The sequence below is a fragment of the Dysgonomonas sp. GY617 genome, from assembly GCF_015233815.1.
GTDB lineage: Bacteria > Bacteroidota > Bacteroidia > Bacteroidales > Dysgonomonadaceae > Dysgonomonas_A.
The window spans coordinates 510,935-527,602 of the sequence record NZ_JADCLR010000029.1 but is presented as its reverse complement, the minus strand read 5'-3'; the positions used below and the strand labels follow the sequence as shown (position 1 = coordinate 527,602).

Here is a 16,668-nt window from a genome sequence, read left to right as displayed (position 1 = left end):
TATATCGTCAAAAAAAAAGTCGAAGAATGTGAGGTCTTATATTCCACACACACTAAAATAATCATTGTAATCATCTATTGATCGTCTGATGACCTCGTATGCAACATCTACATTATAAACATGAGTCAGCACACATTTACGCTCACTATCACCGGGAATATCTTTGTAAGTTGTAAAATAGTGTTTCAAACGATCTATAACAGCAAACGGAACATCACTAATATCGCGATAAGAGCTGTAAATAGCATCATTATCTAAAACAGCTATCAGTTTATCATCTGCTTGCCCATGATCTATTAAACGAAAACCTCCAATAGGGCGTGCATTTACAATAATATCACCATGAGTAATATCCTTCTCGGTCAACACACAAATATCTATCGGGTCGTTATCACCCACAATATCAGTTCTGTCAAGCCTGTTATTGCTCAGTTCGGCTACTCTAGGGCCACTTATTGTCTGAGGTAAAAATCCATATAATGCAGGTATGATATTCGAATATTTCTGAGGACGATCTATACATAAATACCCCGTTTGCTTATCAACCTCATACTTAACTGTATCAGTTGGAACAATCTCTATAAATGTTCTCACGACCTCAGGTGCTTCATTCCCTAGAGAGATACCATGCCAAGGATGCGATTTATATTTCTTAATCATCTTTTATGTGAATTTATTCGTTCTGTTTTATCAAAAGTAAAGAATCCCTAAGGATATTTCAAATATAGAAACTACATTTTCCTCTTTTTATTATGTTCTTACAGTTTTGCTGTACAAAATGAAAGGATTATCGCTTATCCATATTACGTGGATGGTGTTCTATTATTTCCTGACGAAGATATTCCCTATCCATATGCGTATAAATTTCGGTAGTCGTTATTTTTTCATGCCCAAGCATCTGTTGTATTGCTCTAATATTTGCACCTCCTTCTAACAAATGGGTTGCAAATGAATGCCTGAACGTATGCGGACTTATATTCTTTTTTATTCCTGCCAGTTCAGCATATTGCTTTATAAAATGAAATACCATAATACGAGATATAGGCGTACCTCTTTTACTGAGAAAAACCATATCTTCCGACCCTTTTTTCACATCCAGATGCTTACGATCGAGTAAATAATTTCCGATCTCTTTAATTGCAGTTGGCGATATGGGCACTAAGCGCTGTTTACTGCCTTTCCCTTCGACCCGAATAAATCCATCATCTAAGAATAAGTCCGAGAATTTTAGGTTCGTCAATTCCGATATACGCAAACCACAGCTATACAGTACCTCAATAATGGCACGGTTACGTTGACCCTCTTTTGTAGATAGGTCTACTACCGAGATTATGTTCTCTATTTCTTCGAGACTTAAAACAACAGGGAGTTTTAACCCTATCTTGGGAGTCTCCAATAATTCAGTCGGATCATTTTGGATATAACCGTCTAAGATCAGAAAATTAAAGAAAGACCTCACCCCCGACAAAACGCGAGCAACAGAACGCGCATTGATTCCCAAATCATACAATTGTGTAACAAACTGTTGAAGATTCTCTAAGCTTATCTCTTGTATTTTAAGATTCTCTGTTTCAAAATACTGCAATAGTTTAGACAAGTCATCCAGATATGCTTCAATTGAGTTTGGCGACAAAGCTTTCTCCAACAATAAATATGATTTATATTTCGAGATTAAACTCGCAGACTTTTTTATTTCTTCTTCAGATGCCATAAATATAATTTACTATAATCAGCCTATTTGCTACACCCATTCCATACAAATGTATCGTTTTCTATGTCAGTTACACAAAAATATTTCAATTAAAGAACTAATCTCGTTTTTACTTAGATAAATATAACAATAACCAGGGCTATCTAAAACAGCTAAGTACAATAATAAATATTTCACACTACTTAGATATCATCTGATTAAATATCTATATATTTGTATTGAATATTAATTTTCGAATCCACATTCAGGTCAAAAGCCCTCTTTATTACTTAGACAGGTTATAACAATCAGAGATAGTTATAAGTTATATGGCAAGAAAAGAATAATATTACTCAATATGGAACAGTTAAAGAGAATCGGAAGATATATCCTGCGAAAATTCAGCAAAATTCAGTTGGCAATTATAGTTGTCCTTATTATTTGTTGTTTTGTAATTGGAGATAGTAATATCTTCTCTCGATTCGGTTATGATTTAGAGATTCATAATTTGAAAACTCAAATTGAGTATTACCAAGAGAAAACAGAAACTGACAAGCGTAAGTTGAACGAACTTCGCTCTGATAAAGACAATATTGAGAAATTTGCTCGTGAAAATTATTTGATGAAAAGAGAAAACGAAGAAGTATTCATCATCGAATAGATTACAGACCTACAAATTATGACCAAACCTAAAGATTTTATATTTAAACTTTCGGCTCTACTTATACTAGTTGCTGCAATATCCTATATCTTCAATCCTGTAGTAGCAGCATTTATTATGGCTATAGGCGTACTTGGTTTTGCAGGTGTGACTTTTACAACGCCATACCCAGGTAAAAGCTTAAGAGGAAAACGTTTATTCAGCATTCAGATATTTGGAATCGCTTTCATGGCAATAGCTACCTACTTGATGTTCGAACAGAAAAACGAATGGGTAATTTCTATGCTCGTAGCAGCATTTTTACTACTCTATACCACTTTTATGCTTTCGAAAGAATACAATAAGGAGAAGAACGAAAACAAGTAAATATCAGTCTATTGAATAGACCCAATTTGTTATCTGCTCCATTTTTCGTTTTCGTTTCTTAAACTTTGCAGCAGTAAACCAAGCCTTTGGATTACTTAAGTTCAAGCCGCCAATTATCACCCCAAATCCATTCTCTGAAAGTCCGGGAGGTTCAAGCATCATATTTTCGATCCCTACCTTTATAGAGTTATTCAAATAATCAACCGTATATTTTTCTTTCTTCTTGTCATCTACAAGTTTATAAGTAGAGAAAATATCCGTCCTTGATGTTATCATTTTAGATTGGGGAGCTAACAGTATAGATGATTTTAACTGATCTTTTCGCTCCTGCCTCAGCCATATTTTCGAATCCTCCAATGTTTGACTTCTAGCACATAAAACGAGAGAGAATAATATTCCCAAAGTAAAAAATAACTTCGTGTGATAGTTAGTTTTCAGCATCAGATTTGAAATATTTAATTCGGTTAACTCTTATTACTCTCCTAAAATAAACATTAATACATTAAAGGCCAAGAGTGTTAACACAATATAAGACTCTAAGCTAATAGAGTCAAAACGCCGTATATTAACATTCGACATTCAGAACTCAATAAATACAATAAGCTTGAGCATTCACAAAATACCACCTCTAATTAAGATCTCTAAAATCCCCTTTTTTAACTAGATTACTCTAATATTATTGGTACATTTGTAACTAGATTTATGAAAGTCTTATGAAACATTTTAGTATATACTTAGGGACATTGTGCATTATTGCAATGTCTTTGTTTTCTTGTAACACAAAGAAGACCCCCACTCGTGATAATAGTATTGAATTTGACACAATCCATTCTGTACAAAACTATCATTGGGACAACGATTCTACACAGCCATCGTGTAATCTGAAGTTGACTTTTACATACCCTGTATCTTATGATGATCGGGCAATATTAGATTCACTTCAACGTATTTTCATCTCGTCTTTTTTTGATGAAACATATGCCCTATTTACACCTCAGGAAGCAGTAGATAATTATGCCAAAGCATATATTGAAAATTATAAAGAGGATGTGAAGATATTCGCAGAGAATAATGATGCTCATGACGACAACGAAGAATACTTCTCTTATTATGAGACAACTTCAAATCAAATAACCTTCAACAAAGGAGACATCCTTGTATTTCAAATCACGCAGTCCAATTATAAAGGCGGAGCTAGTTCTTATGAGTTCTTTAAGAATCACGCTATCAATTTAAAAACAGGGAAGCTTATAACCGAAGAGGATATTTTCAAACCGGGATATGAAAAGCTTTTGACCTCTATCTTTAAAGATTATCTGATTAAATCGAACAAGGTACAAACCATTAATGAGCTTGAAGATTTAGGTTATTTAGGTATTGATGAAATGATTCCTAATGATAACTTCCTACTTGATGATAAGGGGATAACATATGTTTTCAACAAAGGAGAATATTCAGCTTATAAGCTCGATGCAATTAAAATATTTATACCCTACAACGAGATAGAGTTAGCTTTGAAAAATGATTCTCCTATCTCTCATTTTTTTGCTAAATAAAACATTAATGGATATACTATTAAAATATTTCCCGAACCTTACAGATAAGCAGAAAGGTCAATTTGCGGCGTTATATGATCTGTATCTTGACTGGAACTCGAAGATAAATGTAATCTCACGAAAAGATATAGAAAATCTGTACATACACCATGTACTTCATTCTTTAGGAATAGCTAAGGTTATTCAATTTAAAGAAGGCAGTAAAATTTTGGATGTAGGCACCGGCGGAGGCTTCCCAGGAGTACCGCTAGCTATACTCTTTCCCGAATCAACCTTTCTTTTAGTTGATAGCATTGGTAAGAAAATAAGAGTAGCAACAGAGGTATCCGATGCCATAGGTTTGACCAATATCAGTTTTAGACATTGCAGAGCAGAAGAAGAAAAAGGCAAATTTGACTTTGTAGTAAGTCGTGCTGTTATGCCTCTAGGTGACTTGATTAAGATTATCCGTAAGAATGTATCTCAAGAACAAAAGAATCCTCTACCTAATGGGCTTATCTGCTTAAAAGGTGGTGAGCTTGAGGGAGAAATACATCCATTCAGAAAATATGCAGAGGTAGACGACCTTAAGAACTTTTTCGAAGAAGAATTTTTCGAAACTAAAAAAGTAGTCTACGTTCCCATATAACTATATCTTTAATTGGATATGAGAAAACAATATCATCTTCTTAAAAGCGAAAAAGGTCTTTTGGCTTGGGACGTACATCGTCTTATAGAGCTGACTAAAGATTTACCTATACAACTAATAGCTTTGGATGATATTAAGGAAATTGACGAATCATATTGGTTTAACGATGCTCCTACATGCAGAAAGATTGCCGAACACATTACTCTAGTAACAGAGGCTGATTTGTCTTATCCCATTATACTATCGCCCGAAGGCAGAGTTCTGGACGGAATGCACAGAGTAATAAAGGCATTGCTTAACAAAGATAAACATATCAAAGCTGTACAACTCAAGACTAATCCATCACCAGATTATATAGGTGTAGCCGAAGAGGATCTACCCTATTAATATAACAAAAGGTCAAAAGACCTCATTTTTTGATTTAATTTTCAGTTCTATGAATATCAAGACTTTCGAATTTAACCCTATAGCAGAAAATACTTATGTTTTGTATGACGAAACAAACGAATGTGTTATCATCGATGCAGGTTGCTTCTATCCTGATGAAAAACAGGAACTTCTCGATTTTATCTTAGATAATAATCTAGTTGTAAAACACCTCTTAAATACGCATTTACATTTTGACCATGTATTTGGTAATAAGTTTATTCTAGATCAGTTCGATTTGAAAACAAAAGCACATCAGGCCGATCAGTTCTTACTAGAGGGCATGCCTGCTCAAATGAAAATGTTTGGATTTAAGGATGGCGAAGACGCTCCAGAAATAGGTACATACATAAAGGAAAATGATACAATTGAATTCGGTAATCAAAAACTATTGATTCTGGAAGTTCCGGGACATTCACCCGGCAGTGTTGCCTTTTATAGTGCTGAAGGTAATTGTGTTATTGTAGGCGATGCATTATTTAGAGGCAGCATCGGACGTACCGATTTAGCTAAAGGTAATCAAGATCAACTTCTGGAAGCTATACGCCAGAAACTATTCACATTACCTGCCGAAACGGTTGTTTATCCTGGTCATGGTACTAAAACTTCCATTGCTGAAGAAATGAGAAGCAATCCTTTTTTTGCTGGTAGATAATTCCTAGCCCTTTTAATAAACTCACCTATACCGTTTAAGGTAAGGTATAATTATAATAAAGAAAGAGATTACCTAGGGGTAATCTCTTTCTTTATTATGTACAACCTCTTATGAGGCTAGATATCGTACTTATCTGATCCTATTCAATGACTGAATAAGTTTCTCATCAGCCTTGATTTTCGATAATGCCAGCACTGTCAATATCAATGATATTGCAGGAAATGCCAGCCCATACTCTACTTTTGTAAACTCTGCGCTCAATACTATCTGCCCTGCATACAAGTAATATGCAAATGCTGCATAAAAAAGAATGATACATGCTATCGAAACATAACACATCTTTATTTGTACTTTTCGTTTCTTAAACAAGAATATAGCCACGAAGCTCAATAAAGCACTCACTACCGAAAGAGCTGCTACAGCCCATGTCGGATAAGAAAGAGCTATTGCATCTTCGAAAATACCCATACTCTTGAAAAGATAGAAACTATCGGGTGTACCAATCAGCACAGCCAGAGGACTACATACAGTTACAGCCATAAGAATGGCTGCAATTAGTAGATATACGGATTGTATACGTTGTATCATTTAGAAATTATCTTTATCCTTATTTGGATTTCTATAATATACTTTACCTTCAGTATATTCCTGAGCAGCAATTAAAGCAGCTTTAGGCAATTTTTCGTAATATCTAGAAATTTCGATTTGCTCACGGTTTTCGAAAACCTCTTCCAAATTATCGCTATAAGAAGCAAACTCTTGAAGTTTTCTATCCAGATCCTGTTTCATTTCTACAGCTATCTGATTTGCTCTCTTACCAATAATTCTTACTGTTTCGTAGACATTTCCAGTATCTGCAGACAAGGTCATCATATCTCTGGTGATTGTATTGCTTGGTGCATTGGTCTTCTTGTAATCCATAACTTTAATTCGCTATAATGAATGTGATGTTTATTTTCTTTCTAATTTATTTTCGTTTTCTAGTTCTTCATCTGTCATACCTTCGATCTTAAGATCAAGAGCTCTGACAGCTCGTCGATAATATCTATCAGCCTCTCTTTTATATTTCCCTTCTGGAAACATATTCAAATAATTATAATGCTCATCAATAACATCCCTGTAACGTTCGGCTGTACGCTCTACAATACTCTTAGATGCTACCTCATGACGAGATCTTAAAATAAGAATCTGAAATTCTTCTCTGTATTGTGAATATGGATACGTTTTTAGAGCTTCACGTGCAGTAACTACACACGATTCGTAATTGTTACCCATGTAATTACCTAAATTGAAATACAAACGGCATGCCATAAGTTCTTTTAATGCCAATTTTTCTTGCATCTCGAATAAATAGTCTTGCACTAACTGTATTTTATCACTTTGCGGGTATATTTCTAAGAATGTTTGAAACTCCTGCATCGACTTGTATGTATTAGTCTGATCGAGTCTTACATCGGGAATATCTAAATACAAACCATAAGCGGCATTAAATCTAGCCAATTCGGTAAACTCACCCTTAGGATAAGTTGTATAATAAGCCTTGAAATATTGGGTTGCTGTGGTATAATCTTTATCGTAGAAAAAACTCTGAGCTAACAAAAATAATGATTCTTCGGCATGAGACGTTCCTTTAAAAATAGGAACTAACTCCTCCAACAAAGTGGATGCTCTACCGTACTTCTTCTCATCAAAATACTTCTTTGCATAAGTGTACTTCAATTCATAATCGGTGCTTTTAAGTATTTTGTTGTATTCGCCACACGAAGTAGCCACCAACAGAGTAAGTACAAATACTAAGAGAATTCTTATTTTCATTATTTCAGAATGAGATTTTGAGTCACAAATTTAAGTAAAGCTTTTAGATTTTGAAAATAAAGTTTTTTTTTTAAGTTATTTTGAGATACTTACCTTTTTAGGCTTTCTTTCGAAACAACTCTAAACGCCACTCATATTCAAGAATATCAACATTTTATCTACATAATCTCTATTATTCGATAACCGAGGTACTTTATTCTGTCCGCCTGCTTTTCCTTTATATTTTAGCCAATTATAGAAACTGTCTTTAGGTAAAACACGAATTACCGGATCTTGGAGCGATAAATTATGGGATCTTTTTGCCTCATAATCCGAATTTACCTTCTTCAAAGCATTATCCAAAGTTACTCTAAATAAATGAATATCCGCGGGTTCTACATCGAATTCGATTAACCACTCGTGAGCTCCTGCCGAATTGTCTCCAAAATAAATAGGAGCAGCCGTATATTCAACAATATGAGCACCCGTTACTGCACACGCCTCACTCAAAGCACTCTGCGCATTATCAATGATAACTTCTTCGCCAAAAGCATTAATAAAGTGCTTGGTACGACCTGTTATTTTGAATAGATAAGGTGTTGTAGATGTAAATTCGATAGTATCTCCAATCATATACCGCCAAAGACCTCCATTTGTAGTGATCAATACAGCATAGTTCTGACCTATTTCAACTTCTTCAAGCGTCAGAGTCGTTGGATTATTAGAATCCCACTCACTCATGGGAACAAACTCGTAATATATATTATTATCGAGCATCAAAAGCATATCTTTTGAATCGCCCAAATATTGTGAGCCAAAAAATCCTTCGGATGCATTATAGGTTTCCCAATAAACCATCGAATCTTTGTTTATCAACTTCCTATATTGATCTTCGAAAGGGGTGAAACTTACTCCTCCATGAAAAAACACTTCCAGATTAGGCCATAAGTCGGTCAACTCTCGACCTGTATCCACTGTAATTTTTTTCAGTAGAACCAACAGCCAAGAAGGAACACCCATAAAGGCTCTCACATCTTTTCTTATAGCATAATCAGTAAGTTCCTGTAATTTGGTTTCCCAATCGGGGATAAGAGATATTCTTTCGGGAGTCCTGCTATACTTTGCCCAGAATTTTAAATTCTTAATTAGTATTGCCGAAATATCTCCGGTAAAAACACCATCTCCTATATTATTAACCTGTTTACTACCTCCTAATACAAGAGTCTTTCCTAAGAAAAATTTAGCTTGAGGATTACTATGCGCATACAATGCAAGCATCTGTTGTCCACATTTGTAATGACCTTGTGTCAGAGATTCTTGAGTTACAGGAATATATTTGCTCTTATCGTTTGTAGTTCCCGATGACATGGCGAACCATTTCACAGGTTTATTCCACAACACGTTTTGCTGCTTATCTATCAGAATCTTTTCGAGATAGGGTTTCAAATCTTCGTAATGAAAAACAGGAACCGATTTTCTAAAATCGTCCTTATTTTTAATAGACGCAAAATCATACTGGGATCCAATATAAGTATTGGTTCCAGATTTGATAAGATAGTTAAGTATTTTTTCTTGTGTAAGAATTGGGTTATTTATAAACTGCTCAACCTCTCTGTACTTAAAATCTAAATATTTATGTACTAAAGAAGAGATCATCCTATTTTACTAATTTTTCGCAGTCTATCTTCGTCCATTATTTTAATTTTACGTCCATCCAAAGCAATAATATGTTCATCTACAAATGTAGATAATGTTCGGATAGCGTTTGAAGTAGTCATATTTGACAGGTTTGCTAAATCTTCTCTCGATAGGTAGATACTAATAGTAGCACCGTCTTCTTCCAAACCATAATTTTCGAGTAAGAAAACTAATGATTCAGCAAGTCTCCCGCGAATATGCTTCTGAGTAAGACTTACCACCCGTTCGTCGGCAATACCGAGATCGGTAGATAATTCTGTAATAAAATACATTGCCAGTCTGGTATTTGACATAACCAACTGCTCTATAAGTACCATAGGAATAAGACAAACCATAGAAGCTTCGAAAGCCGAAGCATTTGTCACATAAGGTTCTTTAGCAAAGTAAGCCCGGTATCCAAAATTCTGGACAGGGCGTATCATTCGGATAATCTGGCTACGTCCACCAACCCCGTTCTTAAAGATTTTAACTTTCCCTTTTAAGAGACACATTAAATCTTTGGGGACCTCTTCTTCGCAATAAATGATTTCATTTTTTTTGAGGTGAAGAATCTTCGCTGCATCTTTTACAAGTTCACGTTCACTATCCTCCAGAAGAGCCCACATGTCAGGGATGCTAGCTTCAAAGCTGATTACATCTCCCTTATCTTTTATCATATAACGCCATTTTTACTAGGTATCTGATATATAAGATACCGAATATAGGAGCAAATATAAATATTATTTATTCATTATCTGAGTTTTCGAGGTGATAAAAAAATGATATAAAAATTACAATAATATATTCGCTCTTAAAATCGAAGGCCAAATAACATCAACAATAATTTAATATTCAACAAATTAATCATATTAACACGGGAATTGGTCATAACTAAAATGAAAATGAGAAATAAATTTGAATATTGGAATAATATAAACTATTTTTGTGCCACTAAAAAATTTATCTTTATTCTGAGTCTGAAGCAATATAGCTGGATTTAGTAGATCGACCGAATTAATTACATAACAATATATAAAATACAAGCGAAAGATGGATACATCTCTTATAAACGTAGATAGCGTAAATGCTATACTTAAGGTAGACGTAAAGAAAGCTGATTATCAAGGAAAAGTCGATGAGGCTATCAAAACTTTTCGCAAAAAGGCGAATGTACCGGGATTCCGTCCGGGAACTGTACCAGTAGGTATGGTTAAAAAAATGCACGGAAAATCGATCCTTGCCGAAGAAGTAAATAAATTGGTTGGTGAAGGAATCTACAATTACATACAAGAAAACAAACTTAATATATTAGGTGAACCTCTTCCTAACGAAGAAAAACAACAACCTGTTGATTTTTCTAAAGAAGAAGATTTCGAGTTTTTCTTTGATATTGCTCTTGCTCCTGAAGTAAAATTGGCTTTGAGCAAAAAAGACAAAATCACTTATTACAAAATAGCTGTAGAACAAGATTTAGTTGACAAACAAATCGCTTCTTACAAAGCAAACTACGGTAAATACGAAACTGTTGAAGAAGGTGCTAAACCAACTGACCTTCTTAAAGGTGAAGTAGTAGAACTAGAAGGTGGAAAACCTAAAGACGGTGGTATCCGCGTAGAAGGAGCTGTTTTGATGCCTTCTTATATGAAAGACGAAGAAGAGCAAGCTAAATTTGCAGATGTAAAGAAAGGTGCAACTATCGTTTTCAACCCAGGTAAAGCTTACGAAGGAAACGAAACTGAAATAGCTTCGTTCTTACATATCGAAAAAGATGCAGTAGAATCTATCGCTGCTGAATTTTCATTCACTGTAAACGAAATTACTCGTTACAAAGAGGCTGATTTAGATCAAGCATTATTCGATAAAGTATTTGGAGAAGGAACTGTTACAACTGAGGCTGATTTTATCGCTAAAGTAAAAGAAACTCTTCAAACACAATTAGCTCCAGATAGCGACTACAAATTCTTATTGGATGCACGTGTATTACTTGAAGAAAAAGCAGGTAATCTTGAATTCCCTGATGCATTCCTTAAAAGATGGTTAATGGCAACAGGTACTGACAGAACTGCAGAATCTCTTGAAGCTGATTATCCTCAAATCATCAACGATTTGAAATTCCATTTGATTAAAGAACAATTAGTGAAAGAAAACGATCTTAAGATCGAAGAAGCTGATGTTCGTGCCGTAGCTCTACAAGCTGCTCGTGTACAATTTGCTCAATACGGAATGATGGGTATGCCTGATGATGTTCTTGCAAACTATGCAAACGAAATGCTTAAGAACAAAGAAACTTCTCGCAACTTGGTTGACAAAGCAATGGAAGAAAAAATCGTTGTATGTCTTAAATCTATCGTTGGAGTAGAAGAAACAGAAATGAGTCTTGACGAATTCAAAAAATTCTTCGAAGGAGAAGCTGACGCTGAATAAAGACCCATATTCATAATATTGCAATAAAAAAATAAGGTCTATACGAAGAGACCTTTGCCTCTAATCTTAAGAAAGACAAAGTTTTTATTTGTTGGTTTCCAATAATTATTTATAACTTTGTTTTAGACTAAGCTCCAATGGCAAAGGTCTCTTTTTTGTTCGCTGCACAACAAGGTCTAAGACCTGTTTATAGCTTCAACAGGTTATTAAGTTATAATTCAAATAACATACAAAATAGTTACTGTAACTTACAACATTAAAAGTTAGGCATAAAATTTGCAGTCTCCTAAGTGAATTAATAATTAAAGATATAAACAACTATGAATGATTTTAGAAAATACGCAACCAAACATATTGGTTTGAACGGATTGGCTCTCGATCAATACATGGATATAACCAGCAGCTATATTTCACCAACCATCATTGAAGAACGTCAACTTAATGTTGCACAAATGGACGTGTTCTCACGATTAATGATGGATCGTATCATTTTCCTTGGTACTGGTATTGACGATTATACTGCCAATGTTATTCAGGCACAATTACTTTATTTAGATTCTGCCGATTCGGGTAAAGATATTTCTATCTATATCAATTCACCGGGAGGATCAGTATATGCCGGATATGGAATATATGACACCATGCAATTTATCAGCAGCGATGTATCTACAATCTGTACAGGCATGGCAGCTTCTATGGCAGCAGTACTATTGGTTGCAGGACAAAAAGGCAAACGTTTTGGCTTGAAGCACTCACGTACCATGATACACCAACCTTTAGGTGGTGCACAAGGACAAGCTTCTGATATTGAGATCACTGCTCGTGAGATTGCTAAAGTTAAACAAGAATTATATGCTATTATAGCAGATCATTCTGGACAAACTATCGAAAAAGTTGCTCAGGATTCGGATCGTGACTATTGGATGAATTCTACTGAAGCTAAAGACTATGGTATGATTGACGAAATATTAGTTCGAACAAAATAATGCATACATATCATTGTGAATGACTTAATAATTGGCTGCTTATAATTTATAGGCAGTCAATTATTCGTTTGTAGACATAGGCAATAGATAATAAATACATTTCAAAAACAGGTCTGTGACCTCAAATAAAAAATATGGCTAAAAAAGGAACAAACGATTCTTGTAGTTTCTGTGGACGACCTGATAGCGAGGTTAATTTATTAATCTCTGGGATATCGGCACATATATGCGACAAATGCATCGATCAGGCATATCTTATAGTAAAAGATTCTTTAAAATCAGACAAAGGCTTTGGAGATTCACTTGACAGAAAGACGCTGCCAAATCCAAAACAAATAAAAGAATTCTTGGATCAATACATTATTGGACAAGATGATGCTAAGCGTTACCTGTCGGTTTCGGTATACAATCACTACAAAAGATTGTTGCAGGAAGTAGGCGAAGATGATATTGAGATCGAAAAATCTAATATTATCATGGTAGGACCTACCGGAACGGGTAAAACAATGCTGGCACGTACCATCGCAAAATTATTACATGTACCATTCGCAATTGTTGATGCAACTGTATTAACAGAAGCGGGATACGTAGGTGAAGATATCGAAAGTATTTTGACTCGTCTTTTACAAGCTGCTGACTATGATGTGGCTGCTGCTGAGCGTGGTATTGTATTTATTGATGAAATAGATAAAATTGCCCGTAAAGGAGACAACCCTTCTATCACTCGCGATGTAAGCGGCGAAGGTGTACAACAAGGTTTATTAAAATTACTGGAAGGTTCTATCGTGAATGTACCACCTCAGGGAGGCCGTAAACACCCTGACCAAAAAATGATTGCCGTAAACACCAAAAATATACTTTTTGTTTGCGGAGGTGCTTTTGATGGCATTGAGCGTAAGATAGCACAACGTCTGAATACTCGTGTAGTTGGATATTCTTCGGCTCTGAAAAATGCTGATATCGACAGAAAAGAACTGTTGAAATATATAACTCCTCAGGATTTAAAATCTTTTGGATTAATCCCCGAGATTATAGGTCGTCTGCCTATTCTTACTTACCTGAATGCATTAGATCATTCTGCTTTGAGAAGAATTTTAACAGAGCCTAAAAACTCAATCATCAAGCAATATCTGAAATTATTTACAATGGATGGTGTTGAACTAACCTTCGATGAGGATGTTTATGAATATATAGTAGATAAAGCCATTGAATACAAATTGGGAGCCAGAGGGCTTCGTTCGATAGTAGAAACAGTGATGATGGATGCCATGTTTACCATCCCTTCAAGCGAAGAAAAGAGCCTGCATATTACAAAAGACTACGCAGTGCAACAGTTGGAAAGCTCGAATCTGGACAGGCTGAAAAATTCTTATGAATAATTCTCATTTTTCTATTAAAAAAAAATCTTTTTCTATTGTATTTTTCACTTAAGAAGCTATCTTCGTAAGATATAATTACATTTTCAAAAATTACGAGTGTAGGTTATGTCTATTTTTGAGATTCCATTTATGCGATTTAATTAACTATGTCAAAACGAGAAGATTTATTAATCGAAAATCTAAAAAAGCATTTTGGATTTGATAAGTTCAAGGGTAACCAGGAGGCTATCATTCAGAATGTTTTAGCGGAAAAAGATACTTTTGTTTTGATGCCAACAGGAGGTGGCAAATCCCTTTGCTATCAGCTTCCTGCAATTTTGATGGAGGGTACAGCTATTATTATATCCCCATTGATTGCATTGATGAAAAATCAGGTTGATGCCATGCGCAACTTCAGCGAAGAAGATGGGATAGCTCACTTTTTGAATTCATCCTTAAATAAAGCTTCCATTGAGTTGGTAAAAGCTGATGTAGTATCGGGCAAAACAAAATTATTATATGTAGCTCCCGAATCTTTAACAAAAGAGGAAAACATCGACTTTTTGCGACATATCAAGGTATCTTTTTATGCGATAGATGAAGCGCATTGTATATCGGAATGGGGACACGATTTCAGACCCGAGTACAGACGTATCAAACCCATAATAATGGAAATCGGGCAACGTCCGCTTGTAGCATTAACAGCTACTGCGACGCCTAAAGTACAGCACGACATCCAGAAGAGTCTGGGTATGTTGGATGCAAAAATCTACAAATCATCCTTTAATCGGGAAAACCTTTATTACGAAGTTCGACCCAAAACAGAGAAAGTAGATCGGGACATTATCCGCTATATTAAATCTCAGGCTGGAAAATCAGGGATCGTATATTGTTTAAGTAGAAAAAAAGTAGAAGAATTCGCAGAAATTCTTCGTGCCAATAATATAAATGCACTTGCTTATCATGCAGGGTTAGATGCTTCTACTCGCGGAGAGAATCAGGACTCGTTCTTAATGGAAAAAGTGGACGTAATTGTTGCCACTATTGCTTTTGGGATGGGAATTGACAAACCCGATGTAAGGTATGTTATCCATTATGATATGCCCAAAAGTCTCGAAGGATATTACCAAGAGACCGGACGTGCAGGACGTGATGGAGGCGAAGGGCAATGTGTTGCATTCTATTCTTATAAAGATTTGCAAAAACTCGAAAAGTTTATGCAAGGAAAACCTGTAGCCGAACAGGAAATAGGCAAGCAACTTCTTCTTGAAACTGCAGCTTATGCTGAAACAGCGATGTGTCGTAGAATAGTTCTATTACATTATTTCGGAGAAAAATATAATCAACATAATTGTGGTAATTGTGACAATTGTATAAACCCTAAAAAACAAGTGGAAGCTCAAGATTTATTATTAACAGCGATAGAAGCTGTGTTAGCATTAAAAGAAAAATTTAAGACCGAGTATGTGATTAATTTCCTTAGAGGGAAAGAAACATCTGAGATTGAGACCTACGGACATCAAGAGTTGGAAGCATTTGGATCTGGAGAAGAGACAAACGACGAAACATGGAATGCCGTTATAAAACAGGGGTTAATTGCGGGTTATCTGGACAAGGATATTGAAAACTACGGTTTACTGAAAGTTACAAAAAAAGGAAAAGACTTTTTAAAGAAGCCAGTTTCATTCAAAATTGCTCAAGAAGAGGATTTTGATGATGAAAGTGACGATGAGGTAGTTATCAAAGGCGGTGGCGGAAGTTCGGCTGTCGATCCTGTACTATTCTCGATAATGAAAGACCTTCGTAAGAAGATGTCTAAAAAGCTGAATGTTCCTCCTTATGTAATATTCCAAGATCCTTCATTAGAATCGATGGCAACCATCTATCCTACAAGTATCGACGAATTACAAAACATACCGGGTGTAGGAGCAGGTAAAGCAAAAAGATACGGTGCTGAGTTTGTTGAAATCATCAAAAAGCACGTAGAAGAAAACGAAATTGAACGCCCTGAAGATTTACGTGTTAGAACAGTAGCAAATAAGTCGAAATTAAAGGTAGCGATAGTTCAAAGTATAGACCGTAAGGTGGCTCTTGATGATCTTGCTGAATCGAAAGGCATAGAATTTCCTGAGTTATTGGCTGAGCTTGAAGCTATTGTTTATTCGGGTACCAAAATAAATATCGATTATTTCTTGAATGAAGTGATAGACGAAGACCATATGGCTGACATCTTTGACTATTTTCAGGAAGCCGAGTCGGATGATCTCGAAGATGCAATTAATGAGCTAGGCATGTTTACCGAAGAAGAAATTCGTCTGGTAAGAATCAAGTTCATTTCCGATATGGCAAATTAAGGTCATTGACCTTCTTATTATTACTGTTTGATTCATAATTAAGTTCATCTAGGTATTAAATAATATACAACTATTTGTTGTTATATCTTGTAG

18 protein-coding genes are annotated in these 16,668 nt (G+C 35.2%); 10 read left to right on the top strand and 8 right to left on the bottom strand.

Annotation, left to right across the window (positions count from 1 at the left end; all coding sequences use genetic code 11):
- Positions 1–36 precede the first annotated feature (36 nt).
- Together IR022_RS18040 and xerD are read right to left on the bottom strand one after the other, a co-directional pair.
- Entirely contained in the window at positions 37–660 is a 624-nt protein-coding gene (locus IR022_RS18040) for an inorganic pyrophosphatase (RefSeq protein WP_050710336.1), read from the bottom strand.
- Positions 661–787: 127 nt separating this feature from the next.
- Complete coding sequence (gene xerD, locus IR022_RS18035) at positions 788–1,711, bottom strand: site-specific tyrosine recombinase XerD (protein ID WP_185099970.1); 924 nt, start codon at positions 1,709–1,711, stop codon at positions 788–790.
- A 337-nt stretch (positions 1,712–2,048) separates the two neighbouring features.
- Here xerD and IR022_RS18030 point away from each other — a divergent pair, with 337 nt between their 5' ends.
- A complete protein-coding gene (locus tag IR022_RS18030; RefSeq protein ID WP_050710337.1) occupies positions 2,049–2,351 on the top strand; it encodes an FtsB family cell division protein in 303 nt (100 codons plus the stop codon).
- 18 nt (positions 2,352–2,369) lie between these two features.
- Positions 2,370–2,717, top strand: coding sequence for a hypothetical protein (locus IR022_RS18025; RefSeq protein ID WP_050710338.1), 348 nt, complete (start codon positions 2,370–2,372; stop codon positions 2,715–2,717).
- 3 nt (positions 2,718–2,720) lie between these two features.
- Here the strand turns inward: IR022_RS18025 and IR022_RS18020 are convergent, their stop codons facing one another.
- Positions 2,721–3,158, bottom strand: a complete 438-nt coding sequence (locus IR022_RS18020; protein WP_194204775.1) for a hypothetical protein — start codon at positions 3,156–3,158, stop codon at positions 2,721–2,723.
- Between the two features lie 272 nt (positions 3,159–3,430).
- On the opposite strand from IR022_RS18020, the gene IR022_RS18015 reads away from it, so the two are divergent.
- From IR022_RS18015 to IR022_RS18000, 4 genes are read left to right on the top strand one after another with little or no spacing between them, the layout of a single operon-like run.
- A complete protein-coding gene (locus IR022_RS18015; RefSeq protein WP_082204164.1) occupies positions 3,431–4,273 on the top strand; it encodes an RsiV family protein in 843 nt (280 codons plus the stop codon).
- A 7-nt stretch (positions 4,274–4,280) separates the two neighbouring features.
- Complete coding sequence (rsmG, locus tag IR022_RS18010) at positions 4,281–4,901, top strand: 16S rRNA (guanine(527)-N(7))-methyltransferase RsmG (RefSeq protein ID WP_194204774.1); 621 nt, start codon at positions 4,281–4,283, stop codon at positions 4,899–4,901.
- Between the two features lie 18 nt (positions 4,902–4,919).
- Positions 4,920–5,288, top strand: a complete 369-nt coding sequence (locus IR022_RS18005; protein ID WP_194204773.1) for a hypothetical protein — start codon at positions 4,920–4,922, stop codon at positions 5,286–5,288.
- Between the two features lie 49 nt (positions 5,289–5,337).
- Entirely contained in the window at positions 5,338–5,982 is a 645-nt protein-coding gene (locus IR022_RS18000) for an MBL fold metallo-hydrolase (RefSeq protein WP_194204772.1), read from the top strand.
- 129 nt (positions 5,983–6,111) lie between these two features.
- Here IR022_RS18000 and IR022_RS17995 read toward each other — a convergent pair whose 3' ends face one another.
- The 5 genes from IR022_RS17995 to IR022_RS17975 form a co-directional block, all read right to left on the bottom strand.
- Complete coding sequence (locus tag IR022_RS17995) at positions 6,112–6,570, bottom strand: DUF4293 domain-containing protein (RefSeq protein WP_050711372.1); 459 nt, start codon at positions 6,568–6,570, stop codon at positions 6,112–6,114.
- Positions 6,571–6,903 carry a DNA-directed RNA polymerase subunit omega gene (locus IR022_RS17990; RefSeq protein WP_050711371.1) on the bottom strand — a complete coding sequence of 111 codons (333 nt, stop codon included), beginning with the start codon at positions 6,901–6,903 and terminating at the stop codon, positions 6,571–6,573.
- 30 nt (positions 6,904–6,933) lie between these two features.
- Complete coding sequence (locus tag IR022_RS17985; protein ID WP_194204771.1) at positions 6,934–7,797, bottom strand: outer membrane protein assembly factor BamD; 864 nt, start codon at positions 7,795–7,797, stop codon at positions 6,934–6,936.
- A 120-nt stretch (positions 7,798–7,917) separates the two neighbouring features.
- Positions 7,918–9,432, bottom strand: coding sequence for a GH3 auxin-responsive promoter family protein (locus tag IR022_RS17980; RefSeq protein WP_194204770.1), 1,515 nt, complete (start codon positions 9,430–9,432; stop codon positions 7,918–7,920).
- Positions 9,429–10,130, bottom strand: a complete 702-nt coding sequence (locus IR022_RS17975; RefSeq protein WP_191976374.1) for a Crp/Fnr family transcriptional regulator — start codon at positions 10,128–10,130, stop codon at positions 9,429–9,431. The genes IR022_RS17980 and IR022_RS17975 overlap by 4 nt, the downstream gene beginning before the upstream one ends.
- 373 nt (positions 10,131–10,503) lie before the next feature.
- Here IR022_RS17975 and tig point away from each other — a divergent pair, with 373 nt between their 5' ends.
- The 4 genes from tig to recQ all read left to right on the top strand — a co-directional run bounded on the left by tig (position 10,504) and on the right by recQ (position 16,575).
- A complete protein-coding gene (tig, locus tag IR022_RS17970; protein ID WP_194204769.1) occupies positions 10,504–11,877 on the top strand; it encodes a trigger factor in 1,374 nt (457 codons plus the stop codon).
- A gap of 320 nt (positions 11,878–12,197) precedes the next feature.
- Complete coding sequence (gene clpP, locus IR022_RS17965; protein WP_050711304.1) at positions 12,198–12,863, top strand: ATP-dependent Clp endopeptidase proteolytic subunit ClpP; 666 nt, start codon at positions 12,198–12,200, stop codon at positions 12,861–12,863.
- Between the two features lie 134 nt (positions 12,864–12,997).
- Positions 12,998–14,242, top strand: a complete 1,245-nt coding sequence (gene clpX / locus IR022_RS17960) for an ATP-dependent Clp protease ATP-binding subunit ClpX (RefSeq protein WP_050711305.1) — start codon at positions 12,998–13,000, stop codon at positions 14,240–14,242.
- Between the two features lie 146 nt (positions 14,243–14,388).
- Positions 14,389–16,575, top strand: coding sequence for a DNA helicase RecQ (recQ, locus tag IR022_RS17955; RefSeq protein WP_050711306.1), 2,187 nt, complete (start codon positions 14,389–14,391; stop codon positions 16,573–16,575).
- The last annotated feature ends 93 nt before the right edge of the window (positions 16,576–16,668 follow it).

What these genes read in the sequence shown, in the direction of transcription:
- IR022_RS18040 (WP_050710336.1), bottom strand. Translation starts at nt 660, where the DNA reads ATGATTAAGAAATATAAATCGCATCCTTGGCATGGTATCTCTCTAGGG.
- xerD (WP_185099970.1), bottom strand. Translation starts at nt 1,711, where the DNA reads ATGGCATCTGAAGAAGAAATAAAAAAGTCTGCGAGTTTAATCTCGAAA.
- IR022_RS18030 (WP_050710337.1), top strand. Translation starts at nt 2,049, where the DNA reads ATGGAACAGTTAAAGAGAATCGGAAGATATATCCTGCGAAAATTCAGC.
- IR022_RS18025 (WP_050710338.1), top strand. Translation starts at nt 2,370, where the DNA reads ATGACCAAACCTAAAGATTTTATATTTAAACTTTCGGCTCTACTTATA.
- IR022_RS18020 (WP_194204775.1), bottom strand. Translation starts at nt 3,158, where the DNA reads ATGCTGAAAACTAACTATCACACGAAGTTATTTTTTACTTTGGGAATA.
- IR022_RS18015 (WP_082204164.1), top strand. Translation starts at nt 3,431, where the DNA reads ATGAAACATTTTAGTATATACTTAGGGACATTGTGCATTATTGCAATG.
- rsmG (WP_194204774.1), top strand. Translation starts at nt 4,281, where the DNA reads ATGGATATACTATTAAAATATTTCCCGAACCTTACAGATAAGCAGAAA.
- IR022_RS18005 (WP_194204773.1), top strand. Translation starts at nt 4,920, where the DNA reads ATGAGAAAACAATATCATCTTCTTAAAAGCGAAAAAGGTCTTTTGGCT.
- IR022_RS18000 (WP_194204772.1), top strand. Translation starts at nt 5,338, where the DNA reads ATGAATATCAAGACTTTCGAATTTAACCCTATAGCAGAAAATACTTAT.
- IR022_RS17995 (WP_050711372.1), bottom strand. Translation starts at nt 6,570, where the DNA reads ATGATACAACGTATACAATCCGTATATCTACTAATTGCAGCCATTCTT.
- IR022_RS17990 (WP_050711371.1), bottom strand. Translation starts at nt 6,903, where the DNA reads ATGGATTACAAGAAGACCAATGCACCAAGCAATACAATCACCAGAGAT.
- IR022_RS17985 (WP_194204771.1), bottom strand. Translation starts at nt 7,797, where the DNA reads ATGAAAATAAGAATTCTCTTAGTATTTGTACTTACTCTGTTGGTGGCT.
- IR022_RS17980 (WP_194204770.1), bottom strand. Translation starts at nt 9,432, where the DNA reads ATGATCTCTTCTTTAGTACATAAATATTTAGATTTTAAGTACAGAGAG.
- IR022_RS17975 (WP_191976374.1), bottom strand. Translation starts at nt 10,130, where the DNA reads ATGATAAAAGATAAGGGAGATGTAATCAGCTTTGAAGCTAGCATCCCT.
- tig (WP_194204769.1), top strand. Translation starts at nt 10,504, where the DNA reads ATGGATACATCTCTTATAAACGTAGATAGCGTAAATGCTATACTTAAG.
- clpP (WP_050711304.1), top strand. Translation starts at nt 12,198, where the DNA reads ATGAATGATTTTAGAAAATACGCAACCAAACATATTGGTTTGAACGGA.
- clpX (WP_050711305.1), top strand. Translation starts at nt 12,998, where the DNA reads ATGGCTAAAAAAGGAACAAACGATTCTTGTAGTTTCTGTGGACGACCT.
- recQ (WP_050711306.1), top strand. Translation starts at nt 14,389, where the DNA reads ATGTCAAAACGAGAAGATTTATTAATCGAAAATCTAAAAAAGCATTTT.